This window comes from Sphingomonas sp. P4_G2 (genome assembly GCF_056401155.1).
In genome coordinates this window covers 132464-158827 of sequence record NZ_JBFUJY010000004.1, presented here as the reverse complement: position 1 = coordinate 158827, position 26364 = coordinate 132464, and the positions used below count along the sequence as shown (strand labels likewise).

24 protein-coding genes and 1 tRNA gene are annotated in these 26364 nt (G+C 65.5%); 18 read left to right on the top strand and 7 right to left on the bottom strand.

Annotated elements, in window-relative coordinates; all coding sequences use genetic code 11:
• Positions 1-69 precede the first annotated feature (69 nt).
• A complete protein-coding gene (locus tag AC1DRD_RS12875; RefSeq protein ID WP_478041674.1) occupies positions 70-885 on the top strand; it encodes an aldo/keto reductase in 816 nt (271 codons plus the stop codon).
• Positions 886-910: 25 nt separating this feature from the next.
• Here AC1DRD_RS12875 and AC1DRD_RS12870 read toward each other — a convergent pair.
• Positions 911-984: transfer RNA gene (locus AC1DRD_RS12870), tRNA-Cys, on the bottom strand.
• A 203-nt stretch (positions 985-1187) separates the two neighbouring features.
• Here AC1DRD_RS12870 and AC1DRD_RS12865 point away from each other — a divergent pair.
• The 4 genes from AC1DRD_RS12865 to AC1DRD_RS12850 all read left to right on the top strand — a co-directional run bounded on the left by AC1DRD_RS12865 (position 1188) and on the right by AC1DRD_RS12850 (position 6018).
• Entirely contained in the window at positions 1188-1847 is a 660-nt protein-coding gene (locus AC1DRD_RS12865) for a protein-L-isoaspartate O-methyltransferase family protein (RefSeq protein WP_478041673.1), read from the top strand.
• A gap of 34 nt (positions 1848-1881) precedes the next feature.
• Entirely contained in the window at positions 1882-3387 is a 1506-nt protein-coding gene (locus AC1DRD_RS12860; RefSeq protein ID WP_478041672.1) for a TolC family outer membrane protein, read from the top strand.
• A 46-nt stretch (positions 3388-3433) separates the two neighbouring features.
• Positions 3434-3898, top strand: a complete 465-nt coding sequence (locus AC1DRD_RS12855; protein ID WP_478041671.1) for a DUF2497 domain-containing protein — start codon at positions 3434-3436, stop codon at positions 3896-3898.
• A 71-nt stretch (positions 3899-3969) separates the two neighbouring features.
• The gene (locus AC1DRD_RS12850; protein ID WP_478041670.1) at positions 3970-6018 is read left to right on the top strand and encodes a S9 family peptidase; all 2049 of its coding nucleotides are present in this window, start codon (positions 3970-3972) and stop codon (positions 6016-6018) included.
• A gap of 44 nt (positions 6019-6062) precedes the next feature.
• Here the strand turns inward: AC1DRD_RS12850 and AC1DRD_RS12845 are convergent, their stop codons facing one another.
• On the bottom strand, positions 6063-6935 hold the full coding sequence (locus AC1DRD_RS12845; protein ID WP_478041669.1) for an HpcH/HpaI aldolase/citrate lyase family protein: 873 nt from the start codon (positions 6933-6935) through the stop codon (positions 6063-6065).
• Positions 6936-7040: 105 nt separating this feature from the next.
• On the opposite strand from AC1DRD_RS12845, the gene AC1DRD_RS12840 reads away from it, so the two are divergent.
• The gene (locus tag AC1DRD_RS12840) at positions 7041-8237 is read left to right on the top strand and encodes an acetyl-CoA C-acyltransferase (protein WP_478041668.1); all 1197 of its coding nucleotides are present in this window, start codon (positions 7041-7043) and stop codon (positions 8235-8237) included.
• Positions 8238-8353: 116 nt separating this feature from the next.
• Here the strand turns inward: AC1DRD_RS12840 and AC1DRD_RS12835 are convergent, their stop codons facing one another.
• Complete coding sequence (locus AC1DRD_RS12835; protein ID WP_478041666.1) at positions 8354-9355, bottom strand: alpha/beta hydrolase; 1002 nt, start codon at positions 9353-9355, stop codon at positions 8354-8356.
• A gap of 146 nt (positions 9356-9501) precedes the next feature.
• Between AC1DRD_RS12835 and trxB the strand changes: the two genes are divergently transcribed.
• Positions 9502-10470, top strand: a complete 969-nt coding sequence (gene trxB / locus AC1DRD_RS12830) for a thioredoxin-disulfide reductase (protein ID WP_478029156.1) — start codon at positions 9502-9504, stop codon at positions 10468-10470.
• A 2-nt stretch (positions 10471-10472) separates the two neighbouring features.
• On the opposite strand, the gene AC1DRD_RS12825 is transcribed toward trxB, so the two are convergent.
• From AC1DRD_RS12825 to AC1DRD_RS12810, 4 genes are read right to left on the bottom strand one after another with little or no spacing between them, the layout of a single operon-like run.
• A complete protein-coding gene (locus AC1DRD_RS12825; protein ID WP_478029155.1) occupies positions 10473-10859 on the bottom strand; it encodes a nuclear transport factor 2 family protein in 387 nt (128 codons plus the stop codon).
• Between the two features lie 56 nt (positions 10860-10915).
• Positions 10916-11686, bottom strand: coding sequence for a hydrolase 1, exosortase A system-associated (locus AC1DRD_RS12820; RefSeq protein ID WP_478041664.1), 771 nt, complete (start codon positions 11684-11686; stop codon positions 10916-10918).
• On the bottom strand, positions 11674-12372 hold the full coding sequence (locus tag AC1DRD_RS12815) for a hypothetical protein (protein ID WP_478041663.1): 699 nt from the start codon (positions 12370-12372) through the stop codon (positions 11674-11676). The genes AC1DRD_RS12820 and AC1DRD_RS12815 overlap by 13 nt, the downstream gene beginning before the upstream one ends.
• On the bottom strand, positions 12369-12656 hold the full coding sequence (locus AC1DRD_RS12810) for an acyl carrier protein (RefSeq protein WP_478041661.1): 288 nt from the start codon (positions 12654-12656) through the stop codon (positions 12369-12371). The genes AC1DRD_RS12815 and AC1DRD_RS12810 overlap by 4 nt, the downstream gene beginning before the upstream one ends.
• A 258-nt stretch (positions 12657-12914) precedes the next feature.
• Between AC1DRD_RS12810 and AC1DRD_RS12805 the strand changes: the two genes are divergently transcribed.
• From AC1DRD_RS12805 to xrtA, 11 genes are all read left to right on the top strand, one after another.
• Positions 12915-14399, top strand: a complete 1485-nt coding sequence (locus AC1DRD_RS12805) for an acyl-CoA ligase (AMP-forming), exosortase A system-associated (protein ID WP_478041660.1) — start codon at positions 12915-12917, stop codon at positions 14397-14399.
• Positions 14396-15583, top strand: coding sequence for a pyridoxal-dependent decarboxylase, exosortase A system-associated (locus tag AC1DRD_RS12800; protein ID WP_478041659.1), 1188 nt, complete (start codon positions 14396-14398; stop codon positions 15581-15583). The genes AC1DRD_RS12805 and AC1DRD_RS12800 overlap by 4 nt, the downstream gene beginning before the upstream one ends.
• Before the next feature lie 111 nt (positions 15584-15694).
• Positions 15695-16336: an XrtA/PEP-CTERM system exopolysaccharide export protein gene (locus AC1DRD_RS12795; protein WP_478041658.1), complete on the top strand. Its 642-nt coding sequence runs from the start codon at positions 15695-15697 to the stop codon at positions 16334-16336.
• A gap of 16 nt (positions 16337-16352) precedes the next feature.
• The gene (locus tag AC1DRD_RS12790; RefSeq protein ID WP_478041657.1) at positions 16353-17873 is read left to right on the top strand and encodes an XrtA system polysaccharide chain length determinant; all 1521 of its coding nucleotides are present in this window, start codon (positions 16353-16355) and stop codon (positions 17871-17873) included.
• Complete coding sequence (locus tag AC1DRD_RS12785) at positions 17870-18874, top strand: AAA family ATPase (protein ID WP_478041656.1); 1005 nt, start codon at positions 17870-17872, stop codon at positions 18872-18874. Before AC1DRD_RS12790 ends, AC1DRD_RS12785 begins: the two co-directional genes overlap by 4 nt.
• Positions 18874-20496 (top strand): hypothetical protein, encoded by a 1623-nt coding sequence (locus tag AC1DRD_RS12780; protein ID WP_478041654.1) that lies wholly within the window; start codon positions 18874-18876, stop codon positions 20494-20496. Before AC1DRD_RS12785 ends, AC1DRD_RS12780 begins: the two co-directional genes overlap by 1 nt.
• A gap of 38 nt (positions 20497-20534) precedes the next feature.
• On the top strand, positions 20535-21665 hold the full coding sequence (locus AC1DRD_RS12775) for an AAA family ATPase (RefSeq protein ID WP_478029145.1): 1131 nt from the start codon (positions 20535-20537) through the stop codon (positions 21663-21665).
• A 20-nt stretch (positions 21666-21685) separates the two neighbouring features.
• The gene (locus tag AC1DRD_RS12770) at positions 21686-22528 is read left to right on the top strand and encodes an XrtA system polysaccharide deacetylase (protein WP_478041653.1); all 843 of its coding nucleotides are present in this window, start codon (positions 21686-21688) and stop codon (positions 22526-22528) included.
• 2 nt (positions 22529-22530) lie between these two features.
• Positions 22531-23598, top strand: a complete 1068-nt coding sequence (locus AC1DRD_RS12765; protein WP_478041892.1) for a FemAB family XrtA/PEP-CTERM system-associated protein — start codon at positions 22531-22533, stop codon at positions 23596-23598.
• Entirely contained in the window at positions 23598-24821 is a 1224-nt protein-coding gene (locus AC1DRD_RS12760; protein ID WP_478041651.1) for a TIGR03087 family PEP-CTERM/XrtA system glycosyltransferase, read from the top strand. Before AC1DRD_RS12765 ends, AC1DRD_RS12760 begins: the two co-directional genes overlap by 1 nt.
• The gene (xrtA, locus tag AC1DRD_RS12755; protein ID WP_478041650.1) at positions 24818-26353 is read left to right on the top strand and encodes an exosortase A; all 1536 of its coding nucleotides are present in this window, start codon (positions 24818-24820) and stop codon (positions 26351-26353) included. Before AC1DRD_RS12760 ends, xrtA begins: the two co-directional genes overlap by 4 nt.
• The last annotated feature ends 11 nt before the right edge of the window (positions 26354-26364 follow it).

The window sequence follows — 26364 nt, the reverse complement described above, 5'->3', positions numbered from 1 at the left end:
GAACATCTTTCCGTTGAATCACGCCCGCTTGGTAAAAGTGGCATCCTTGTCTCACCCATTGCCTGGGGCATGTGGCGGCTGCGTGGCGCCGACGTCATCGGCGCCCGGGCGCTGATCGAGGCGGCGCTCGACAGCGGGATCACGTTGTTCGATACAGCCGATATCTATGGCTTCAACGGCGCCGACGGATTTGGCGATGCCGAAGCGGCGCTCGGCTGCGTGTTGGGCGAGGCGCCCGAATTGCGCGCGCATATGGTGGTGGCAACCAAGGGAGGGATCATCCCTGGCGTGCCGTACGATTCGAGCCCCGGCTATCTCGATCGCGCGCTCGATGCGTCGCTACGACGTCTGGGCGTCGAACAGGTCGATCTCTGGCAGGTCCATCGTCCCGATTTGCTCGCACATCCGCAGGAGCTCGCGGCGACGCTCGAGAAGATGATCGCCAGCGGGAAGACGCGCGCGATCGGTGTGTCCAACTTCACGCCGGCGCAGGTCGCGGCGTTGGAAAGCTTCCTCACGGTTCCGTTGGCAAGCACGCAGCCCGAATTCTCGCCGCTCCACACCGATCCCCTGTGGGACGGCACGCTCGACCTGGCGATGGCACGCGATCACGCGGTCCTTGCCTGGTCGCCGCTGGGCGGAGGGCGGGTGGGCCAGGATGGGCCGGTTGCCGCGCTGCTGGCGGGGAAGGGCGCTCACTACGGCGTCTCCGCAGCGGCGGCGGCCTATGCGTGGCTGATGGCGCATCCGGCGCGGGTCATCCCGATCGTCGGCAGTCAGCGCGTCGAGCGAATTCGCGAGGCGCGCGATGCCTTCAAGGTCGAATGGACGCGCGCCGAATGGTACGCCGTCCTGCAGGCATCGATGGGAAAAAAACTACCCTGACCGCGCGGCCGCAAAGGCGCGACGATGGAGGCCCGTGCCGGAATCGAACCGGCGTAAACGGATTTGCAGTCCGGTGCGTAACCACTCCGCCAACGGGCCTCGTAGGCGTGGTAAGGCGCGGGGCTTTGCGCATCGGACCGCCCCAAGTCAACAGCGGCTTTATATGATGCCTATAATTTAATGCGCTATTGCGGGTTGGCGTGCGGCGCGGCGCACCATATAGCAGCCGAGCGGCATGAAGTGTGTTGCATACGTAAAACAGTTATGCGATTGGGCGGGCTATGAACAATTTGGCGCCAGACATGATCGGCGACGACATCAGCTTCGAGGCGATGCGCCATGCCATGGTGCAGAGCCAGCTGCGCACCAACGCGGTCAACGACCCGCGGGTGGTGACCGCAATGGCCAGGGTCCCACGCGAGCAGTTCGTTCCCGAAGGCGCGCGTCGTCTGGCTTATCGCGACACCGCCGTGGCGATCGGCAATGGCCGGTACCTCAACCTGCCGATCGCGACCGGCAAGCTATTGACCGAGGCCTATCTGGAGCCGACCGACAAGGTGCTGCTGATCGGCGCCGCCGGCGGCTATACAGCGGCGGTGCTGTCCGGTTTGGTCCGCTCGGTCGTCGCGGTCGAAAGCGATACCGACCTTGCCGCGCACGCCCGCGCGGCGCTGGTGGGTTGCGGCAATGTCGAGATGGTGGAGGGACCGCTCGATCAGGGCCATCAAGCGGGCGCGCCTTACGACGTGCTGGTCGTCGATGGCTGCGTCGAAGCGCTGTCCGAATCGCTGGTCGGCCAAATTGCTCCTGGAGGGCGTGTCGTGACGGGGCTGCGCGAACGTGGCGTATCGCGCCTCGCGTCGGGGCGCACGATCAAGGGGGCGTTCGGGCTGCGCGCTTTCGCCGATGTGGATTGCGTCGCGCTGCCAGGTTTTGCGGCGCCGCGGAGCTTCGTCTTTTGAAAGCAATGGGCGTTTTAAAAGAAATGGGGATTTGATGCGCGTTTCCGTCCTACTCGCTGGTGTCGCCATGGTCGCCGTCGCGGCTGTGCCGGCAGCAGCCGACACACTACGCGACGCGCTCGTCAAAGCGTACAACACCAATCCGGGATTGGCCGCCGAGCGCGCCAATGTTCGCGCGTCCGACGAGAACGTTCCGATCGCCAAGGCGCAGGGTCGTCCCAATGTCGGCGTCACCGGCAATTATACCGAGAACGCACTCAACAGCAGCCAGAACAGCTTGCTGTCGCCTGACCGCCAGCTTCAGGCGAGCGCGCAACTCGCGGTTCCGGTGTATAGCGGCGGTCGCGTCCGCAACTCGATCAAGGGCGCCGAAACGCGGGTCGATGCGAGCCGGATGCAATTGCGCGGCACCGAATCGGATACCTTCGTTGGTGTGGTCGGCGCCTATATGGACGTGATCCGCGACGAGGCGATCGTCGGGCTGAACAAGGAAAACGTTAAGGTGCTGGAGGTCAATCTCCAGGCGGCCAAGGATCGTTTCCAGGTCGGCGACCTGACGCGCACCGACGTCGCGCAGTCCGACGCGCGTCTGTCCGTCGCGCGCGGCCAACTCGAACAGGCCCAGGCGCAGCTCATCTCGAGCAAGGAAAGCTACATTCGGGTGGTCGGTTCGCCTCCGGGGCAGTTGGAAGATCCGCCCGCTTTGCCGAACCTGCCCAATGCGCCCGACGACGCGGTCGACGTGGCGCTCAAGAACAACCCGGTGCTGCTCGCGGCACAGCGGAACAGCGACGCGACGCGTTTCGACATCGATGCGGCCAAGGGCGCGCGGCTGCCGACATTGAGCGGCGTCGTCGGCGGCAATTACTTCAACTATCTCGGTTCCTACGGCGCCGGTACCAGCCCCAAGCCGGGCCAGACCGGGTCGGCGGGCACCGTCGGTCTGCAATTCTCGGTCCCGCTTTATCAGGGCGGCGGCCCGTCGGCGCAGGTGCGCCAGGCGCAGGCGCGCCGCGCCCAGGCGCTCGAACAGACGACGGATACCGAACGCGGCGTGATCGCGCAGACCCGCTCGGCTTATGCCATCTGGAAGTCCTCGCTCGAGGTGATCGCCTCGTCGCAGCGCGCGGTCGAGGCCAACAAACTGAGCCTCGAGGGCGTGCGCGCCGAGAATAGCGTCGGCAACCGCACGATCCTCGACATCCTCAACGCCGAGCAGGAATTGCTCAACAGCCAGGTGACCTTGGTGACCGCGCAGCGCGACGCTTATGTCGCCGGTTTCGCGCTGCTCGCGGCGATGGGGCAGGCCGAGGCGCGCGACCTCGGACTTGAGGGCGGCGCGCTCTACGATCCGTTGACCAATTACAACCGCGTCAAGGGCAAGTGGAGCGATTGGGATGTGGATCCGGCCTACAAACCGACCGGTACCAGCACGCGCGATACGCCCCCGCAGGACTCGTCGCAGAAGCGTCCGCTCGACCCTCAGTTGAACGCCCCGGTTGACACGGCCCCCGATCGTCCCGCAAACGAGACCAAATAACTCGCGATTTGCGCGGGTTCGTGCGTCGTCAGGAAGCAGGCCGCCTATGGGGGATGTAAGCGCCGAACCGTCGATGGAGGACATCCTGTCCTCGATCAAACGGATCATCGCCGAGGATGTCGAGACCGGCGGGGTATCGCGCGCGCGCCGTCGCCCGACGTCGCAGCCGACTCCGGCCCAGGTCGCCGAAGAGGACGACGTGCTCGAATTGAGCGAAGCCATGCCCGATTCGGAAGCACCGTCGATGGCGGCGCCCGCTGCCGCGGCACCTGCGCCGGCCACGCCCGCCGAAAAGATCATCTCCGATGAGGCCGCGGAAGCCAGCCGCGCGAGGCTCGCCAGCCTGTCGCGGCTCGTCATCAAGCCCGAAGTCGCGGGAAGCGACACGCTGGAAGGGCTGGTCCGCGAGATGCTGAAGCCGATGCTGCGCGACTGGCTCGACGCGAACCTGCCCGATCTGGTCGAAGCGATGGTCGCCAAGGAAATCGCGCGGATCACCGGCCAGCGCTGATCCGGGACGAAGCGAGTTTTCGGTGCGACGGGTAGTTGCTCGGGCAACCACCTTCTGCTCTATCTCGCTGCATGAAGAAGCTCCTCCTCGCGAGCGTCGCGCTCGTTTCATTCGCCTTTCCTGCTACCGCGCGCCAACTGACCATCGAGGATGTGACGATGCTCAGCCGCGTCTCGTCGCCGGCCGTGTCGCCCGACGGGCATTGGTTGGTCTGGCAGCAGCGTGAGACCGATCTGGCGGGCGACAAGGGCCGCTACGATCTGTGGCGGCTCGACCTGACCACCAAGGGCGCCAAACCCGAAAAGCTGATCGGCGAATGGGCGGTCAACGAGACCAGCCCGCAATTCTCGCATGACGGCAAGACCATCTGGTTCCAGTCCGACAAGGGCGGCGAGGACAATGTCTGGGCGATCGCCGTCACCGGCGGCGCCCCGACCCAGGTCACCGACCTCAAAGGCGGGATCGGCGGGTTCAAGGTCGCGCCGACCGAGGACAATATGCTGATCTGGGCCGATCGCCTGCCCGGCGCGCCGTCGAGCGAGCCGGCGATGGTCAAGAAGCGCGACGATGCCGGCAATGGCCGCACCTTCGATCAGATGTTCATCCGCCATTGGGCAAGCTGGTCGGACGGGACACGGTCGCAGCTGTTCGTGCTGCCGATGGCGAACGGCAAGGCGAGCGGTTACGGCAAGGCGATCGAAGGCGGGCTGGTCGGCGATTCTCCCTCGAAGCCGTTCGGTGGTGGCGAGGAAGTATCGTGGTCGGCGGACGGCAAGACGGTGTTCTTCGCGCTGCGCGAGGCAGGGCGGACCGAACCGCTATCGACCAATCTCGACATCTTCGCCGCGCCTGCGGACGGATCCGCCGCGCCGATCAATCTGACCGACGCCAATGACGGCATGGACAATTTGCCCACCGCGTCGCCCGACGGCAAATATCTCGCCTGGTTCGCGATGAAGCGTCCGGGCTACGAAGCCGACCGTCAGGTGCTGATGGTTCGCGATCTGGCAAGCGGGCAGGTGCGCGCGCTGACCGAAAGCTGGGACCGCTCGGTCGGCTCGATCGCGTGGAGCGAGGACAGCAAGACGGTCTACGTCACTGCCGAGGATACGCAGGAAGTGCCGATCTTCGCGGTCGACCTCAAGTCGGGCAAGCCGACTCGGCTGACCCAGGAAGGGTCGGTCTCCGCGGTGGTGCCGACCGCCAAGGGCTTGGTCTATGCGATGAACTCGCTGACCGCGCCCGACGATTTCTACTGGCTGGCGGGCAAGAAGAGCGCCCGGCTGACCAGCGTCAATGCCGACAAGTTCGCCGGGATCGACATGCCGACGGTCACGCGCTTCAGCTTCACCGGCGCCAATAACGACAAGGTGTGGGGCTATGCGGTCAAGCCAGCCGGGCTCGCTACGGGCGCCAAGGCGCCGGTTGCCTTAATGGTGCATGGTGGGCCGCAGGGATCGAGCAACAACAGCTGGTCCTACCGCTGGAACCCCGCTTTGTTCGCCGGCGCGGGTTATGGCCTGGTCGCGGTCGATTTCCATGGGTCGACCGGGTACGGCCAGGGCTTCAGCGACGCGATCCGCAACAATTGGGGTGGCTGGCCGCTCGAGGACCTGAAGAAAGGCCTCGACGCTGCGACGACCAAGTTAACCTGGCTCGACGGCAACAATGCCTGCGCGCTTGGCGCGTCCTATGGCGGCTATATGATGAACTGGATCGAGGGCAATTGGCCGGATCGCTTCAAGTGCATCGTCCAGCATGACGGCGTGTTCGACGCCCGCGCCATGGCCTACGAAACCGAAGAACTCTGGTTCGACGAATGGGAGCATGGCGGGCATCCTTATTACGAGGATCCGGCCGCGTTCGAGAAATGGAACCCGGTCAATCTGGTCGACAAGTGGAAGACGCCGCAACTGGTGATCACCAGCGAGGGCGATTACCGCATTCCCTATACCCAGGGTATCGCCGCCTTCACCGCGCTCCAGCGCCGCGACATCCCGTCGCGCCTGATCGTCTTCCCGGGCGGCAGCCACTGGGTGCTCAATCCCAAGGAAAGTCGCCAATGGTATCGCGAGGTGCTTGGCTGGATGGGCAAGTGGACGGGGAAGGGCGCGAACTAGGCCCCTTTTTATCCTCCCTAGCGGCGGATCAAGACCGAGTTGCGCTATCGCTTCATCGCCAGCAACGCTTGCGCGCGCTTCAGATGCGGCATGTCGAGCATCGCACCGTCGAGGCCCACCGTGCCGGCGCCGGGATTGGCATCGAATGCGGCCAGGACTTTCTCCGCATGGGCGATTTCGTCGGGCGAAGGGGTGAAGGCAGCGTTGATCACCGGGACCTGGTCGGGGTGGATCGCGAGCATGCCGCGAAAGCCGGCGCGGCGCGCGCGGCGGGCCATCTTGTCGAGTCCTTCGGCATCGCGGAAATCGCCATGGATCGTCTCGATCGCGCTGACCGAGGCGGCGGCGGCGCCGGTCAGGCAGAGCGCGCGGAATAGCTGATAGGGGAAGTCGTAATCGCCATTGTCGTCGCGGTTGCTGGTCGCGCCGAGCGCCGTGGCGCTGTCCTCGGCGCCCCAACTCAATGCGGCCAGGCGCGGGCAGCCGGCGTAATTGCCGACGTCAAACACGCCCGCCGCGGTCTCGGTCGCGAGCACGAACACCGGAATATCGCCGAGCGGAAGGCCGGCGGCGGTCTCCAGCGCCGACAGATAATTGTTCAGCCGCTCGGCGTCGGCGCGCGTCGCCTTGGGTAAGACAATGCCGTCGGGACGGGCGGGCACGATCGCGGCGAGATCGGGCAGCGCGTGGGGCGTATCGAGCGGATTGATCCGTACCCAATGCGGTTGGCGGCGATGCGTCGTCTTGAGGTGGCTGGCGACTGCCTTGCGCGCGTCAGGCTTGGCGCTTTCGGCGACGGCGTCCTCCAGGTCGATAATCACCAGGTCGGCGGCGCTCAGGCCGGCTTTCTCAAGCTTGCGGGGCGAATCGCCAGGAGCAAACAGCAAGGAGCGTGCGGCAAGTGGGATGATCGTCATGGCGGCGTTCTGGCGCAGGTGAGGGGCGTGCGCCAGCCCTCTCGCTTTTCCCGCGCGGCCAGATTAAGCGCCATACCCGATATTCGATAAATGAGAGGATAGAACATGCGCGAAGCCGTCATCGTCTCCACCGCCCGCACCGGCATCGGCAAGGCCAATCGGGGCTATTTCAACATCACCGAGGCGCCGGTGATCGGCGCGCATGTCATGAACGCCGCGGTCGAACGCGGCGGCATCGACCCGGCGCGGATCGACGACGTGTTCTACGGCGCGGGCAACGAATGGGGGACGCAGGGCTACAACGTTGCGCGCAACACGATCTTTGCCGCCGGCTTGCCGACCAGCGTCCCGGCCTTCACGCTCGATCGCAAATGTGGATCGGGCCTGACCGCGATCGCCCTCGCCGCGCGCGGGATCATGTGCGACGAGCTCGACGTCGCGCTCGCCGGCGGGATGGAATCGATCACCTTGACCGCGAAACAGGCAGGCAAGCCGTTCCAGAACCAGTCGGTGATCGCGAAGAAGCCTTATGCTTATATGCCGATGATCGAGACCGCCGAGGTCGTTGCCGAACGTTATGGCATCTCTCGCCAGGCACAGGACGAGTTCGGCGCGATGAGCCAGCAGCGTGCCTATGATGGCCTGCAGAAAGGCGCCTTTGCCGAAGAGATCGTGCCGATCATGGTCGAAAAAGCAGTGTTCGACAAGGAAGGCAACCAGACCGGCACCGAACAGGTCACTGTCACCCAGGACGAGGGCATTCGCGGCGGCACGACGGCGGAAATCCTGTCGGGGCTGCGCACCGTGTTCAAGGACGGCATGGTGATCAAGGAAGGCAAGTACATCACCGCCGGCAATGCCTCGCAGCTCTCGGACGGCGCGGCGGCGCAGATCCTGATGGAGCGCAAGGCGGCCGAGGCCGAAGGCAAGGATATTCTCGGCATCTATCGCGGCTTCCAGGTCGCGGGGTGCGAGCCCGACGAAATGGGCATCGGCCCGGTCTTCGCGATCCCCAAGCTGCTCAAGCGGACCGGGCTCAAGATCGAGGATATCGGCCTGTGGGAGATCAACGAAGCATTCGCGTCGCAATGCCTCTATTGCCGCGATACGCTGGGGATCGATCCCGACAAGCTCAACGTCAATGGCGGCGCCATCGCTGTCGGGCATCCGTTCGGGATGACCGGGTCGCGCCTGACCGGCCATGCCCTGATCGAGGGGCGTAAGCGCGGCGTGAAATATGTCGTCGTGTCGATGTGCACCGCCGGCGGCATGGGCGCGGCGGGGCTGTTCGAGATTCCGTGAAGCTACCTCCATCATGCCGGCCTTGTGCCGGCATCCACGGAGCCGCTGGCGCCTCAGCTTGGGGGACGGTAGACCCCGGCACAAGGCCGGGGTGACGATATGGGTTGGATGCTCGCCTACAGCATCCCGATCTGCGTCATCCAGCGCTCGACCAATTGCGGCCAGACCCCGACCGGTTCATTCTTCTTGCGTAGTCCGAAAGCGTGGCCGCCTTTCGCGAACAGGTGCAGTTCTGTCGACACGCCGGCTTTGTCGAGCGCGCTGGCGTACATCAAGCTATTGCAGACCGGGTCGATCGGATCGTTCCAGGCCTGCGCGATGAAGGTGGGCGGCGCAGTCTTGATGATCGGCAGCGTGGGGTCGAACTTACCGTCGCGGCAGATATGGCCGGGATAGAGTGCGACGGCGAAGTCGGGTCGGCTGCTGATGCGATCGATCGCATCGACCGGCTTGTACGCGGGCGTCAGAATATTGCTGGTCTGCGCGACCAGATAGCCGCCCGCCGAAAAGCCCATCACGCCGATCTTGTTGGGGTCGATGTGCAGCTCTTTCGCCTTGGAGCGAACCAGCCGGATCGTCCGCTGCGCGTCCTGCAACGCGCGCATGATCTTGGGCGTGATGTGACGTTGAAGCCCGTCGTCCCAATATTCATTGCCACCGGGCGCGCGATATTTCGAGACGATGCAGGTGATGCCTTTGGTGACCAGCCAGTCGCAGATCTCGGTGCCCTCGAGCGTGACGAACACCATCTGAAACCCGCCGCCGGGGAAGACGATGACGGCGGTGCCGTTGCTGCGTCCTTTGGGCGGGATGATCGTCATCGTCGGGATCGCGATGTCGAGCACCGCTTCGGACTTGCCGCCGAATTCGAGCGGTTCCTTGTAGGTATTCACGCTTTCGGGCGGCTGTGGCCTGAGCGTGCCATCGGGTGGGCTGCCGGGCCAGATTGGCAACTGGGTTTGCCCTGCCGCGGGTTGCCAGACTCCGATGGTGCGCACCGGCGGCGCGCTCTTGGCGGGGGCGGGCTGTTTGTCCGACTGCGATATACTCTGCGCGCTACAAGCGAGGCTGGTCAGGGTCAACGCACAGAGAATCGGCGATCCGAGACGTCGCACCATCGCATTCCTTGCTCGAAAATTGATCGGCCCAGCATCCTGCCGCACTTGGGCAGGTGCAAGCTTTTCTCCGTCTCCACGCAGCTTGTTGTGGATAAATCTCAACCCATGTTTGCGCGAAAGGGCCCTTCGCCCTTAGGACGTCCCGCATGACTACGCATACCACTCGCATGCTCATCCTCGGCTCGGGCCCGGCCGGCCTGTCTGCCGCGATCTATGGCGCGCGCGCCGGGATGGAGCCGATCGTCGTCCAGGGCATCCAGCCCGGTGGCCAGCTGACCACGACCACCGATGTCGAGAATTATCCCGGCTTCCGCGAGGTGATCCAGGGCCCCTGGCTGATGCAGGAGATGCAGGCGCAGGCCGAGCATGTCGGCACGCGGATGATGTGGGACACGATCGTCGAGGTCGACCTGACCCGGCGTCCGTTCCGGCTGATCGGCGATAGCGGCGACGTCTATGTCGGCGACGTGCTGGTGATCGCGACCGGCGCGCAGGCCAAATGGCTGGGGCTCGACAGTGAGGAAGCGTTGAAGGGCAAAGGCGTCAGCGCCTGCGCCACGTGCGACGGCTTCTTCTATCGCGGCAAGAAGGTCGCGGTGATCGGCGGCGGCAACACCGCGGTCGAGGAAGCGCTCTACCTGACCAACCACTCGCCCGACGTGACCTTGATCCACCGCCGCGATTCGTTCCGGGCAGAGAAAATCCTCCAACAGCGGCTGTTTGCCAATGAGCGGATCAAGGTGCTGTGGAACAAGGAAGTAGAGACCTTTGTCGACGGCGGCGGCACATCCGGGCTGGTTGCGCTCGAATTGCGCGATACGGTGACCGGCGAATTGTCGCGGCTCGATGTCGAGGGCGGGTTTGTCGCGATCGGGCATCATCCGGCGACCGAATTGTTCCGCGGACATCTCGAACTCGACGCCGACCATTATATTAAGGTCGAAACCGGCACGACGCGGACCAGCGTCCCCGGCGTGTTCGCTTGCGGCGACGTGATGGACAAGGTCTATCGCCAGGCGGTCACCGCCGCGGGGACCGGCTGCATGGCCGCGCTCGACGCCGAGCGGTTCCTGGCAGAGGCGGATTTCGAGAAGGTCGCCGAAGCGGCCGAGTGAGGTCAGGCGGTTGCCGGCTCGGCCTTCGGGTCGGCATGCTCGCCTTCGGCGACGTCATGGGGGACGTTCCAGCCGAAATAGACCTCGACCTCGACGATCTTGCTGTCGCGTACGGTATGGACTTCGGTGTTGCGGAAACGCCTGCCGCTGACCGTGCCGATATAGGTGACGAACACCGCGTCCCCGTCGGTCGCCATGCGCACGATCTTGAAATCCTCCATGTTGCCGCTGTTGGGCCAGCAGAGGCGAAAATAGGTGTCGCGGTCGATCCGGTTGTCGAGCGGGCTGGAGAAGTGGAAGTCTTCAGCGATCAACTGCTCGATCGCCTCGCGGTCCTTGTCGACATAAGCTTGCAGCGCTCCGCGGACGACATCTTGGTTGGAAAACATGCGGTAGCTCCCGTCACGTCACGGCTAAACGCGAAGGCGAGCGGGGCGTTCCCGCGTCAGGCGCTCCGGATCGCCACCAGAATCTGCTCGCGCAGCCAGTCGCCATCGCCCGGCCGCGCGAAACTGTGGCTGTCGGTTTCGCGGCGACGGATCGTATCCGACTCGCGCCACGCATGCTGGAAGCGGATCGCGGTATTGTCGCGCTGGGCGAGCAGGATGGTGCGTGGCGTATCGACCATCGCCACCGCCATCCGTGCGGCGATCGGATTTGTAGCTTCTTTCGATTTGGAAGAAGCCTTGCGTAACCCCTTGATCGCTTTTCCTATATTGATCCCTCCCGACAAGGCGCGAAGCCATGCGCGCGGATCGCGCACGCGATCGGCATAATGCGACCGGATGGCGGCGGCGGGGGGCAAAGAATCGTCTTCGTCGCCGACCCAGGGGTTGGCGAGCACCAGCGCATCGATCCCGGCACCGCGATGGAACAAGGCGAGCGCGGTGGCGGCATCGCAATTGCCGAAGCCGACGACGCGAGTCAGTTGCGGTGCCAGCGTGCGGAAAGCGCGAACTGCGGCAGCGATGTCCGGCCCGCTATCCTGATAGCCGTGATTAGTACCGTCCGAATCGCCGATCCCGCGCCGGTCGAAGCGGAACACCGGAATGCTGGCGGCGGCGAGATCGGCGGCCAGCAGCGCCATGCCGCGATGCGCGCCGCAGCGCAGTTCGTTGCCGCCCGATACGATCAACAGGCCGGTCGTCCCCGGCGCGTCATCGAGCGTGCCGATCAGCGCGTCGCCATCGCAGGGAAAATTGGTCAGCTCGCGCATCGCGCGATCCAGTCGGCGATATCGTCCGCGAGCACGTCGGCGAGCGCGGGATCGTCGCCTGGTTCACTCTGGCGCCAGAGCGGTGCGCCGGCGACCTTGCGATCGGCGACAGCGGGGTCGGTCTCGAGCCGGACGACGCGGACGGCGCCGTCGCGCACGCAATCGGCGGCGTTGAGATCGCGGAGCAACGTGCGCGACAATGCATTGCCGGCGATCGTCACCGGATTGCCCTCGTCGTTGTAATTGCCGAGGTCGATTTCGATCCGCTCGCCCGCGGCAGCGCTGGTGCGGAGCAGCTCGCGGACCAGCGCCTCGCCTTTGGCGGGCGCGAGTTGCCAGCGCGATACCGCCTTGACGTCATGATCGACTAACGCCCCGCCGCGACAGGATAAAATATGAATAGGACGCTCGCCCGCGGCAGCGCTTGCGGCGGACGCCAGCGCGGTGCGCCAGCCGGCGAGCATGGCATTTTCGGTCGGCACCAGGCTCTCGCCTTGACCGGGAAGGTCGGGGAGTGCGCTTGCGATATGGCGCTCGGCAAGCCGGCGCAACACGCCGCTCAGGAACGTGCGCGTGCGATTGGCTTCCTCGAACAGCGGCAGCATCGCGACCACGACCGGGCCGGTGGCGGGGCCGAAGCGCATCATCGCCTCGCGCCCACCGGCCCAGTCGTAGTGATCGATCATGCGGAATCCCTTGCCGCGACCTTGGCCTCGGCAAAGCGGCGAAGCGCGCCGAAGCTTTCGAGCATCTCGCCATCCACCTCGTCATCCTCGATCAGGATGTGCAGCCGATCCTCGATCTCGGTCAGCACGCCGGCGACCGCCATCGAATCGAGTTCGGGCAGGGCGCCGAACAGCGCCGTATCGTCGTCGAACGCGGCGACGCGATCGGCGTCGAGCGCCAGGATATCCTTGAGAACGGCGCGCACGGTCTGGCCGACCGTCGACGGAGCGTGGTGCGTGGTCATCGTTTCGGCGCGTTACCGATAGGGAAGCGCGTTGGGAAGGGTGTCGGGGCGGTGCGCTTCGCCGTTGTGGCTAAGCCGATGCCTCAGCACGATACATTCAGTTCGTCATGCCGGGCGCGTCCGCCGCGTAACGGGTCACGGCTTCCGTCGTCGCAAGGCGGACTCCGGCACGAGGCCGGAGTGATGTTGGGAGTTGAGCTTCAGCTGCGAGGGTAGTCCAGTCTTGGGGGAAGCGTCGCGCCTCGCTATCAAGGTCCCATGATCCCACTCGATCCAGTGCCGCGGCCGCTCGATCACCTGACGTTGCGTGGGCGCGCTGGCGATCCGGCGCTGGCGACGCGCGATGGCATGCTCGATTTCGCTGGCCTGGAAGCGGCGGTTGGAACGCTGGCCGGATGGCTTGCGGGGCAGGGGCTGGCCCTGGGTGATCGCGTCGCGACCTGGCTGCCCAAGACGCGCACCACGTGCCTGATGCCATTAGCGGCGGCGCGTGCTGGTTTCGTCCATGTTCCTGTAAATCCACAGCTCAAACATTTACAAGTGCAGCATATTCTTGCCGATAGCGGCGCGCGCTTGTTAATCACGCAAAGGGCGCGCGCCGAGACGCTCGATGCGGAGAGTGCGAGGATCGTGACCGACGATCCGCCGCTCGACGGACCGGTCCTGCCGCCCTCGGACGCCGACCCGGACGCCTTGGCGGCGCTTCTTTACACCTCGGGATCGACCGGGCGGCCCAAGGGGGTGATGCTCAGCCACGCCAATTTGTGGCTCGGGGCGATCAGCGTGGCGCATTATCTCGGGCTCGCTCCTGCCGACCGCGTGCTCGGCGTGCTGCCGCTCAGCTTCGATTACGGCCAGAACCAGCTGTTCTCGACCTGGGCGGCGGGGGCGTGTGTCGTGCCGTTTGACTATCTGCTGCCGCGCGACGTCTACCGCGCGATCGAGCGCGAGCGGATCACGACGCTGGCCGGCGTGCCGCCACTCTGGGCGCAGTTACTTGATATCGATCCTCAGGAAATAGACACGAGATCTTTGAAAAGAATTACGAATTCAGGAGGCACTCTGACCCGGCGGCTGATCGGCGGACTGCGCGAGCATTTCCCGCAGACCGATATCTATCCGATGTACGGGCTGACCGAGGCGTTTCGTTCGACCTATCTCGATCCCGCCTTGGTCGCCGACCACCCGGACTCTATCGGTCGAGCGATTCCCTTCGCCGAAATCATGATCGTGCGGCCCGACGGGACCGAGGCTGCCGTCGATGAGCCGGGCGAACTGGTCCATGCCGGACCGCTCGTCGCCCAAGGCTATTGGCAGGACCCCGAACGGACCGCGGCGCGCTTCCGCCCGGCACCGGCTTGGTCGCAAGCGGGCGGCATGGCGGTATGGTCCGGCGATACGGCGGTACGCGACGCCGTCGGGCTGCTGCGCTTCGTCGGCCGCGATGACGAGATGATCAAATCGGCCGGCAACCGCATCAGCCCCAACGAAATCGAGGAAGCGATCACCGCCGGTGGCGAGACCAGCGAGGCGGTCGCCATCGGCGTGCCCGACGAACGCCAAGGCCAGGCGATCGTGGTGGTGGCGAAGGGTGACGGCTCCGCCGAACCGGTCTTGCGGGAGCGTCTGCGCCGCGATCTACCCAATTTCATGCATCCGGCGCGCTATATCTGGCTGGCCGAGCTGCCGCGCAATGCCAACGGCAAGCTCGATCGCGCGGGATTGAGGGGGATGACGTCATGAAGCCGATGGGCGCGATCCCTCTGGAATTTCAGTCGCTTCCGCTGACGATCGGCGGCCGGTCGGTGGAAGAATTGCTCAGCTCCTCGCCGCTATTCGTCTACGATTCAGCAGTGATCCGAAGCCGGATCACGCGGTTCCGCGCAGCTTTTCCGGGCATCGACCTCCATTACGCGGTTAAGGCCAATCCTTTCGCACCGTTGCTCGCCGCGATGGTTCCGCTGGTCGACGGGTTCGACGTCGCATCCGCAGGCGAGCTGGCGCGGGTTGCCACGCTTGGCAAAGCAGTCAGCTTCGCCGGGCCGGGAAAAACCGATGCCGAGCTCGACGCCGCCATTGCAGCCGAGGTCACGATCAATCTGGAGAGCGAAAACGAAGCCGATCGTGCGTTGGCTATCGCTGATCGGCGGGGTGCGGCACCGCGCCTCGCGGTGCGCGTAAACCCCGAATTCGAGCTGCGGGGGTCGGGGATGCGGATGGGTGGGCGCGCCTCGCCCTTCGGGGTCGATGCCGAACGCGTCCCGGCGCTGGTGAAACGACTCCTGAAGGCCGGCGCCGATTGGCGCGGATTCCACATCTTCGCGGGGTCGCAGGCGCTCGATCCCGCGGCGATCATCGACAGCCAGGCGCATACGCTCGACCTTGCAGCCCGGCTGGCCGAGGCAGCGGGGGCAACGCCGCCACTCGTCAATCTCGGCGGCGGGTTCGGCATTCCCTATTTCCCGGGCGAGCAGGTGCTTGATATCGAAGCGATTGGTGCCGCGCTGACGCTCAGGCTGAAGGCGCTCCCCGACACGCGATTCGCGATCGAACTCGGGCGCTGGCTGGTGGGTGAAGCGGGCGTCTATCTGACCCGCATCATCGATCGCAAGGAAAGCCGGGGCGAGACCTTCCTGGTGTGCGACGGCGGCCTCAACCATCAACTCGCCGCCACCGGTAATCTCGGCACCGTCGTGCGTCGCAACTATCCCCTTGCCGTCGCCACGGCGTCGGCCGACGCGCCGCGCGAAACAGTGAGCGTGGTCGGTCCGCTGTGCACCCCGCTCGATCGCCTCGCCGACCAGGTCGAACTGCCGCGGGCCGGTCCGGGTGACGTCATCGCGATCTTCATAGCGGGAGCATATGGACTTACCGCCAGTCCCTGGGAATTCCTGGGCCACCCCAGACCCGGGGAAATACTGGTGTGACCGATTACTCCTAACGCAATCTTTACCCCCTCGACCCCATAGCCAAGCCCGAAGTCTGCGCGTGCCGGAGTGACGTCACCGGTCCAGCCGTGCGCAGACGGGAGGCTGATTATGAGTTTCGTGAAGTTTTCCAATGCCTTGATGCTCGTCGGTGCGAGCGCCAGCGTGCTGACGGGATGTGCCGGCGGCGGCGGTGCGCAATTGCCGCCCGCGTCGTTCGTCGGAACGCGCGAACAGCCGAGCGAGGAATATGTGATCGGTCCGATGGACCAGCTCAACATCTTCGTTTGGCGCAACCCCGAATTGTCGGCGAAGGTTCAGGTGCGCCCCGATGGCCGCATCACCACACCCCTGGTCAACGATATGCCCGCGGTCGGCAAGACCCCGGCGATGCTCGCCGACGACATGAAGATCGCGCTGGGCACCTATATCAAGGACCCGATCGTCTCGGTCATCGTCGAGAGCCCGCAGAGCACGTACAGCCAGTCAATCCGCATCGTCGGTGCGACTGAAAAGCCGGCATCGATCCCGTATCGCGCCAACATGACCCTGCTCGACGCGATGATCGCGGTCGGCGGGCTCAACCAATATGCCGCGGGCAACCGCGCGCGGCTGGTGCGCCAGGACCGCAATACCGGCCAGCAGCGCCAGTATAACGTCAAGCTCGGCAAGCTGCTCAAGGACGGCGACCCGTCGGCGAACGTCAAGCTCGAGCCGGGCGACGTGATCATCATCCCCGAATCGATGTTCTGACGGAGGCCCTGAAACCGTGAACGGCCTTTATGACGAATTTCGCGTCGCGCTCCACGCGATCTGGAACCGCCGCTGGATTGCCCTGGCGGCGGCCTGGGCCGTCGCGATTCTGGGCTGGCTGGCGGTCAGCCAGATGCCCAATCGCTACGAATCGAAAGCGCGCGTGTTCGTCCAGATGGGCCAGGTGCTGCCGTCGAAGATCGGCATCAGCGCGGCCGAGCAGCAGAACGATGTCGATACGATCCGCCAGACGCTGACCAGCGCAGTCAATCTGGAAAAGGTCGTGCGGGGCACCGACCTGGCCAACACCGTCTCGACGCCGCAGGAGATCGCCGACCGCGTCGCCGGCCTGCAGCAGGCCGTCAAGATCGTCGCTCAACAGAACAATCTGTTCGAGATCAGCGTGACCTCGTCGAGCCCCAAGCTCGCCGCGCAGATCAACCAGAAATTGATCTCGATCTTCGTCGACCAGAACCTGGCCGATAGCCGCAATGACACTCAGAGCACGTTGCGTTTCCTCGACAGCCAGGTCGAGGATCTGCAGCGCAGGCTGGGCGATGCAGATGCCAAGCGCGCACAGTTCCAGACGCAATATCTCGGATCGCTGCCCGGTACCGGCTCGCTGTCCGACCGCATGTCGGCGGCGCGCACGCAAATGGCGCAGATCGATGGCGACCTCGCCGCCGCGCAGACCAGCCTGGCGTCGATCAACGGCCAGATGTCGGGAACCGCCGTGAGCATTCCAGGGGTTGGCGGTGCCGGCAGCGCCGGGCCAGCGCGCGCGCGCCTTGCCGCGATCGAGGGGCAGCTCGCCGATGCCCGGGCCAAGGGCTATACCGACAGGCATCCCGACGTGATCGCGCTCAACAGCCAACTCGGTGCCGCGCGTGCGGCGGCGGCGCGTGAGCCGGCGGTCGGCAGCTTTGCCGGCAACGGCCAGCCCAACCCGCAATATCTCTCGCTCAAGTCGATGCAGGTCGATAAGCAGTCCCAAGTCGCGGCTTTGTCGGCGCGCAAGCAACAGCTGCAGCACGACATGGACGCGATCACCAGCAAGCTGAACGGCGATCCCGCGGCGGCCAACGAGCAGAGCCAGATCGACCGCGATTACCAGGTGCTCAAGGACCAATATGACAAATTGCTGAGCGACCGCGAGGACGTTCGCGTCCGGGCGCAGGCGCAGGCGCAGACCGACTCGATCAAGTTCAAGGTCATCGATCCGCCGGTGGCGCCGCGTGCGCCGACCGCGCCCAACCGGCCGTTGTTGCTGACCGGGGTGCTGCTCGCGGCGATCTTCGCCGGCGTCGGCGGTGCGTTCGCGCTGTCACAGCTCAAAGCGACCTTTGCCACTGCCGGACGCCTCGAAAAGGCGACCGGACTGCCGGTGATCGGGTCGATCAGCGAGCGCGTGTCCAGGGTCGAAGTCGAATTCAGGAAACGCAAGCTGCGCATGTTCGCGGGCGCGGCGGCCGCATTGCCGGTGGCGTTCGTCGGCCTGCTTGGCGTCGAAATGCTGATGCGGGGGCTCGCGGCATGAACAAGCCGATCATCACCAACAAGGGATCGCTGCTCGAGCGTGCTGCCGAAGTCTACGACTTTTCGGCCCGCTTGAACGCCCGCGCGATTCCCGAAAGCGACTTGCAGGCACCGCCGGTTCTCAAGCCGGTCGCGCCTGTGCCCGTCGCCGAGGCACCGAAGCCGGCGGAAACGCCCCTGGCGGTTGCGGCGCCGGCGGAAACACCCGCCGCGCCCGTCGCTCGGCCGACGCCGGTACCGCCGGCGGCTCTGCCCGTGGCGGGCCGCCAGGCCAAAGTCGACCGCGATCTGCTGGTGGAAAACCAGTTGCTCATCCCGGGTGCGGCGATCGGCGTGCTCGCCGAGGAATTCCGCCTCGCCAAACGCCACCTGCTGCTCACCGCGCGCCAGCTCAACAAGCACGAGCCCGACAAGGCGCGGACGATCCTGGTCTGCTCGGCCAAGCCCGGCGACGGCAAGACCTATTGCGCGATCAACCTGGCGATCTCGATGGCGGCGGAGCGCGACACCCGCGTGCTGCTGGTCGATGCCGATTTCGCTCAGCCGGCGATCATGAGCCGGCTTGGCGTCGAGGATGGTCCGGGGCTGCTCGATGCACTGAACGATCCCTCGATCGACATCGAGAAATGCGTGGTCGGCACCGATATTCCCAATCTCAGTCTGCTGCCCGCCGGCACCCAGACCATTTCGGATACCGAGCTGGTCGCCAGCGGCCGCACCCCCGATCTGATCGCGCGGCTGCTCGCTGCCGATCCGGATCGCATGGTGATCTTCGATTCTCCGCCTGCTTTGTCGGCGTCGCCCGCTTCGGTGCTGGCGCTGCATGTCGGCCAAGTCATGCTCGTGGTCCGCGCCGACAAGACGACGGAAGGCGAGATCCGCGACACCGTGCAGCGACTGGAAGGCTGCGAGCACATCCAGCTTTTGTTGAACAGCGTTGCGTTCGCCCCGGGGGGGGCTCGTTTCGGCAGTTATTACGGCCAGGAGGACGAGGGCCAATGATGCGCGTTTTTTCCGCGGGGGTCGCGCTTGCGACGCTGCTGGCAGCAATGCCGGCAGCGGCGCAGGACGATGGCGGTAAGAGTCGAGGCAGGGACCGCAAGGTCTCGATCGCGCCGTATATCGAGTTAAGCCAGGTGCTCACCGCCGACGTCCAGTCTGGCGACGTGCTGACCTATAGCTCGGCCGCGGCCGGGATCGACGCGTCGGTCGAGACGCGGCGCGTGTCGATCAATGTATCGGCGCGCTACGAGCATCAGTTCGCCTGGGACAAGAATAGCGGCGACGCGGATGTCGTCACTGGCCTGGCCAATGCGCAGGTCCGCGTCGCGCGCGGGCTGTCGCTAGACGCGGGCGGTATCGCCACGCGCTCGCGCAACGACATTCGCGGCGCGGCGCCCGTGTTCTTCGGCAACGACCGTGACAATGTCAGCAACGTTTATTCGGGCTATGTCGGTCCGACGCTCTCTACCGGCAGCGGTCCGGTCGCGATCAATGCGGCCTATCGCTTCGCTTATACCAAGGTGACCGAGCCGGGTCCGACCGGGGTCGCCCCGGGCAGCCCGCGGCTCGATTATTTCGACGATTCGAAGACGCAGATCGCGACCGCCTCGGTTGGCTTCAAATCGGGCACCGTGCTCCCGGTCGGCCTGACCGCAAGTGGCGGCTGGACGCGCGACGACCAGAGCCAGCTCGGCAACCGGTTCGACGATCTCTATGGCCGCGTCGACGCGGTGATGCCGCTGTCGGGCAATGTCGCGGTCGTCGGCGGCGTCGGTTATGAAAAGCTGACCTCGAGCGCACGCGATCCGTTGCTCGACACGGCCGGCGTGCCGGTCACCGACAGCCGTGGGCGGTTCGTGACCGATCCCAATTCGCCGCGCCGCATCGCCTATCAGACCGACGGCATCTATTGGGATGCCGGCGTCATTTGGCGTCCGAGCCCGCGCACTGCGGTCGAGGCGCATGTCGGCCGCCGTTACGGGTCGTGGAGCTATACCGGCTCGCTCAGCTACGCCCCGAGCAGAAGCGTCGGCGTTCAGGTCGGCGTCTATGATACGGTCGAGACCTTCGGCGGCCAGTTGCAGCGCAGCTTGCGCGGGCTCCCCGCCCAGTTCACCGCGACGCGCGACTTGCTCGCTCAGCAATTCTCCGGATGCACCTTCGGCACGACCGGCGGCGGCGCCGCGGGCGCGTGCATGAATTCGGTGTTCCAGTCGGTGTCGACCGCGACCTATCGCTCACGCGGCGTCGATGCGGTGGCCACGCTGACTCGCGGCACGTCAACGCTCGGCTTCGGCGTGGGTTATTCGAATCGCAAATTCTATGCGCCCAACAGCCCGGGCGTGGTGATCATCGGCACCAGCGACGAGAGCTATTACGCACAGCTCTTCTACTCGACCTCGATCGGCGAGCACACGTCGTTCAACGCCGACCTGTTCGCCAATTATTACGACAGCGGCCTTGCGCCGGGCATCTACAGTCTGGGCGCGACCGGATCGGTCTCGCGCAGCTTTGGCCGCCTCGGCACGACCGTCTCGGTCGGGGCCTATACCTTCAGCCAGAAGGGGCAAGAGGACCAGACGAGCGCGCAGGCGTCGTTGGGAGCACGTTACCAGTTCTGACCGGAGAGGCGGGGGTTCCCCGCCCGGAGACGAAGACGATGTATGACGACCATTACGGATTGAGCGGACGCCCGTTCGCGCTGACGCCCGATCCGAAATTCTGGTTCGATACCGCCACCCACCGCAAGGCGATGGCGTATCTCGGCTATGGCCTGAGCCAGGGCGAGGGCTTCATCGTCATCACCGGCGATGTCGGCGCGGGCAAGACCACGCTTGTCGGCCATCTGATGGCGACGATCGACCGCGAGCGGCTGCACGTGATCAAATTGGTGTCGAGCCAGGTCGATGGCGACGATTTGTTGCGCATCGTCGCGACTGGCCTGGGGGTCGAGACCGCGGGCCTGATGAAGGCGCAATTGCTCGTCGCGATCGAACGCGGCCTGCATTCGATCGCACGCGCGGGTCGCCGCACCTTGCTGATCGTCGACGAGGCGCAGGCACTGCACACTGGCGCGCTCGAAGAATTGCGCATGTTGTCCAATTTCCAGGCCGGCGGCCACGCACTGCTGCAGATATTCCTGCTCGGCCAGCCCGAATTCCGCGCTGCGCTGCATGGCAGCGACCGGCTCGAACAGCTCCGCCAGCGCGTGATCGCGATGCATCATCTCGATCCGATGGGCGCCGAAGAGGTCGAGCCCTATGTGCTGCACCGCATGTCGCTGGTCGGCTGGAACGGCCGTCCCAAATTCACGCCCGACGCCTTTGCTGCGCTCTATCGCGGGTCGGACGGCGTGCCGCGCCGGCTCAACCAGCTGGCGGGACGCGTGTTGCTGTTCGGCGCGATCGAGCAGGTCGACGTGATCGACGCCAAGGTGGTCGATGCAGTGATCGCCGATATCACCGGCGACATGCCCGCCCCAAGCGCGCCCGCGCCGCGGCCGGTCGTTGCTGCGCCCGAACCCAAGCCCGAGCCCGAAATCTTCGCGGTGCCGGAGCCGATCAAGGCCCCTGAGCCGGTCGCAACGCGCGAACCGCTCGCGGCGGTGGAACCTGCGGCACCAGCGAACGACCCCAGGCCCGCGCCGATCGAGATTGCGCATGATCGCTTCGCGGCGATCGAGGCGCGGCTCGAGGAACAAGATGCGGCGTTGCGCCGCGTGCTGGCATTGCTGGTCGATTGGGTCGAAGGTAACGAGGCCGCGGCAGCGCGCGGTGGCCGCGCGGCCTGACGCGCGACGGGAGCGGCATCATGCGCAACGGCCTGTCCGTCGACGTCGAGGAGTGGTTCCAGGTCGGCGCCTTTGAACGCGTGATCGCCAAGGCCGATTGGGACGGCCTGGACAGCCGCGTCGCTTACAATACCGACATGGTGCTCGACCTGTTCGGGGAGACAGGGGTCAAGGCGACCTTCTTCACCTTGGGTTGGGTGGCCGAGCGAAACCCTGCGCTGATCCGCCGCATCGCTGATGAGGGCCATGAGGTCGCGAGCCATGGCTGGGACCACGATCGCGTCTTCACGATGACCCCCGACGCGTTCCGCGCCGACCTCAAGCGAGCGCGCATCGCGCTGGAAGATGCATCGGGCCAGCGCGTGACCGGTTATCGCGCACCGAGCTTTTCGATCGACCAGCGCACACCCTGGGCGCATCAGGTGCTAGCCGAGGAAGGTTATGCCTATTCGTCGAGCGTCGCGCCGCTCGTCCACGACCATTATGGCTGGGCCGACGCGCCCAAATACGCTTATCGTCCGGTGGCCGGATCGGACCTGATCGAACTGCCGATCACGCTCGCCGAGGTCGCGGGGCGCAAGATCACCACCGGCGGCGGATTCTTCCGGTTGTTCCCGGCGGCGATCACCGATCGGGCGGTGGCGCGCGCCAATCGCGACGAGCATCGCCCGGCGGTCTTCTATTTCCATCCCTGGGAAGTCGACCCCGACCAGCCGCGCGTCGCGCGCGCGCCGCTCAAGTCGCGGCTGCGCCATTATAGCCGGCTCGGCGCGATGGCGGGCAAATTGCGCGGGCTGGTCAAGCGCCACGACTGGGGCCGCGTCGACGCCGTCGTCGCCATCGAAGCGGAGCGCCTGCAGTGACGATGCCTTTGGTCTCGACCCCGGTGGCGATCAACGCCGCAGACTTGGGCAATCCGAGCGAGCGCGCGCGGATCGATTCCTATGTCCGCGCGCATCCTGATGCCACGCCGTTCCACCTGACCGGCTGGAACGTCGCGGTCGCGCTCGCCTGCGGTCAGACCGCGCATTGCCTGATCGCCGAGCACGCCGATGGCACGCTCGCCGGCGTGTTGCCACTGACCGAAATCCGCTCACCGCTGTTCGGCAAGGCTTTGGTCTCGGCCGGGTTCGCCGTCGATGGCGGTATCCTGACGAGCCGCGACGCGATTGCCGACGCTCTCGCCGCGTCGGCCTGGGCGATGGCCGAACGGCTGGGCTGTCCCAGCCTCGAACTGCGTGGCGGACCGGCGCCGGGCGAGGGATGGATCGTCGACGAGACGACCTATCTCGGTTTCTCGCGCGATCTCGCCAAGGACGACGAAGCCGAACTGCTCGCGATCCCGCGCAAGCAGCGCGCCGATGTCCGCAAGTCGCTCGACGCCGATTTGGACATCGCGATCGGCAGCACGCCGCAAGATCTGGCGATGCATTACGCGGTGTTCTCGGAGTCCGTCCGCAACCTCGGCACGCCGGTATTCCCCGCCAAGCTGTTTCGCGCGGTCGCCACCGAGTTGGGCGAGCATGCCGACGTCGTGACGGTATCCAAAGACGGCAAGCCGCATGCCAGCGTGTTCAGCCTCTACCTCAACGGCACCGTCTATCCGTTCTGGGGCGGCGGCACGCGGGAGGCGAGGGCGCTCAAGGCCAATGACCGGCTTTATTACGAACTGATGCGCCATGCGCGTGGACGCGGGTGCACGCGCTACGATTTTGGCCGCTCGAAAGCGGGGACGGGAGTCGCCGCGTTCAAGAAGAATTGGGGATTCGAGGGCGTCCCGCTGCGCTACGCCAAGCGTGTCGCCGCTGGCGAAACGCCGCGCGAGATGAACCCGATGAGCCCGAAATATCGGCTGCAAGTAGCGGTGTGGAAGAAACTGCCCTTGTGGCTCGCCAATGCGATGGGACCGGTGATCGCCAAAGGCCTCGGCTGATGGCGGATATCCTGTTCCTCGCGCATCGATCGCCCTTTCCACCCGATCGCGGCGACAAGATCCGCGCGTTCAACGTGCTTAAACATCTTGCCGCGCGACATCGCGTGCATCTCGTCGCCTTCGCCGACGATCCCCGCGACCTCAAGGCGAAGAAGGGGCTAGTGCCATTCACCGCCAGCCGGTCGATCCTGTGGCGCGGCAAATCGCGACGGCGCGCGCTCGTCGAGGCGCTGGTCCAGCGCAGGCCGGCATCGCTGACCGCGTTCGACAATCACGCGATGCGCGAGGTCATCGCCGACCTGTTGGAGCGCCGCTCGATCGACACGATCTACGTCTTTTCGGGTCAGATGGCGCAATATCTGCCCGCCAAGACTCGCGCTCGCGTGATCATGGACTTTTGCGATATGGATTCGCTCAAGTTCGCGGATTACGCAAAGGGCTCGCGCGGACCGATGCGCTGGCTGATGCGGCGCGAGGCGAATCTGTTGTTCCAATTCGAACGGCAAATCGCGCGGCGCGTCGATGCCAGCGTGTTCGTCAGCGAGGCCGAAGCCGATCTGTTCCGCAAGCGCACCGGCTCCGTCAATGTGCAGGTGGTCGAGAATGGAATCGATACCGACTTCTTCGATCCCGCCGCGTCGTTTCGTCGCATCGATACGACCGGCAAGCTGATCGTGTTCACCGGCCAGATGGACTATCGTCCCAATGTCGAGGCGGTGACCTGGTTCGCCGAAACGGTGCTGCCGCATATCCGCGTCGTTCATCCCGATGCGGTCTTCGTCATCGTCGGACGCAACCCGACCGACGCGGTTACCGCACTGGCGAAGCAGGATGGCGTGCGGGTGACTGGCGAAGTCGCGGACGTACGGCCGTGGATCGAGGCGGCGGCCTGCGTGGTCGCACCGCTGAAGATCGCGCGCGGTATCCAGAACAAGGTGCTCGAAGCGATGGCGATGGCGCGCCCGGTCGTCGCGAGTAGGCCTGCCGCCGAGGGAATCGACCATGACGGCACGATCCTGAGCGGCGACACCGTGGCGGAAGTTTCGGACGCGGTGAACGGGTTGCTTTCGGACGTACAGGGCGCAGCGGCGATGGGGCGCAAGGCACGCGAGCGGGTCCAGGCGCGCTATGGTTGGAACGCCAGGCTGGCGCCGCTCGATGCCTTGATCGGCTGGGGTGCGAAGGGTGTGCCGCCAAAGGCGAAGGGACGGGCCGCGGCATGACCAGCGTTGCCGGTTCCGCGCCTCGTCCCGATCTCGCCATCGCTCCTGCCTGGCGCCGCCCGGTGGTGGCGCTTGCCGCGGCGATGGCGATGATCTTGCTGATGTTCCGGCGGGACGTTGCGGCATTGGCAGAGCTCTATTGGACCAACACTACCTTCGGGCATTGCCTGTTCATCGCTCCGGTGGTCGGCTGGCTGGTATGGATCAGGCGGAGCGAGTTGGCGCAACTGACTCCCCAAGCCTGGGCGCCCGGGCTCACGCTGGTTGCGGCGGGCGGATTCGGCTGGCTGCTCGGCGATGCCGGGGGGGTATCGTTCGCGCGGCATCTCGGCGTGGTGATGATGCTGCAGGGCGCGGTGGTGACGATATTCGGGCCCAATGTCGCGCGCGGGCTGCTCTTCCCGATCGCCTATGCGCTGTTCCTGGTGCCGTTCGGCGAATTCCTCGAGCCGCCGCTCCAGACGATCACCGTGTGGATCACGATGCATCTGCTCCATCTGGTCGGCGTCGCGGCGACGGTCGACGGCGTGCTGATCACCGCGGGCGATAAGTATTTCGAAGTGGCGGAGGCGTGCTCGGGCTCCAAGTTCGTCATCGCGATGATCGCTTATGGCGTGCTGGTCGCCAACCTCTGCTACCGCACCTGGCCGCGGCGCATCGCCTTCATGACGATGGCGATCATCGTGCCGGTGCTGGCCAATGGCGTTCGCGCGTTCGGGACGATCTATGCCGCGGTGCTGACCAGCGTCGAACAGGCGACCGGCTACGATCATATCGTGTTCGGCTGGGTGTTCTTCGGGTTGGTAATGGCGGCGGTGCTGGCGATCGGCTGGAAATGGTTCGACCGCGCGCCCGATGCGCCGGCGTTCGATCCGGCGCGGTTGCAAGGCCCGGTTCGCTGGCCGCTCGACACGATCGTCGCGGCGTTGCTGGTGCTCGCTGTCGCGGCGGCGTTCCCCGGGTGGTCGGCGGCGATCGCCGGTCGCGCGCAGGCATTGCCGCAGCATATCGATTTGCCGCAGGTCGCCGGTTGGACCCGCGCGCCGGTCAGCACGCGTGCGCCCTGGATGCCGACCTATCCAGGCGCCGATCATCAGTTATTCGGCCGCTATGTCGATGATGCGGGTAACGCCGTCGATCTCGCGATCGCGGTCTATGGCAGCCAGCATCAGGGCAAGGAGATGGTGGGCTTCGGGATCGGCGTCATGCAACAGGATGACCGCTGGGTGCGGGTCGAGGATCTCGACGATCTCAACGGCGGTACGGTCATGCGCATCACCGTGCCGGGGCCGGTGGAGCGTCAGGTCGCGACGTGGTACCGGATCGGCAATGTCCTCACATCCGACCCCAAAATCGTGAAGCTCGAAACGCTCAAGGCCAAGCTGCTGGGCGGGCCGCAGCGTGCGGTTGCGATCCATGTTTCAGCTGAAACGCTGCCCGGCCACGACTCGCGCGCGGCGATGGCGAAATTCCTCGCGGCTTTGGGGTCGCTCGACGTTTTGGCCGATCGTTCGGCGGGGATGATCCGGTGACAACTCCCGTC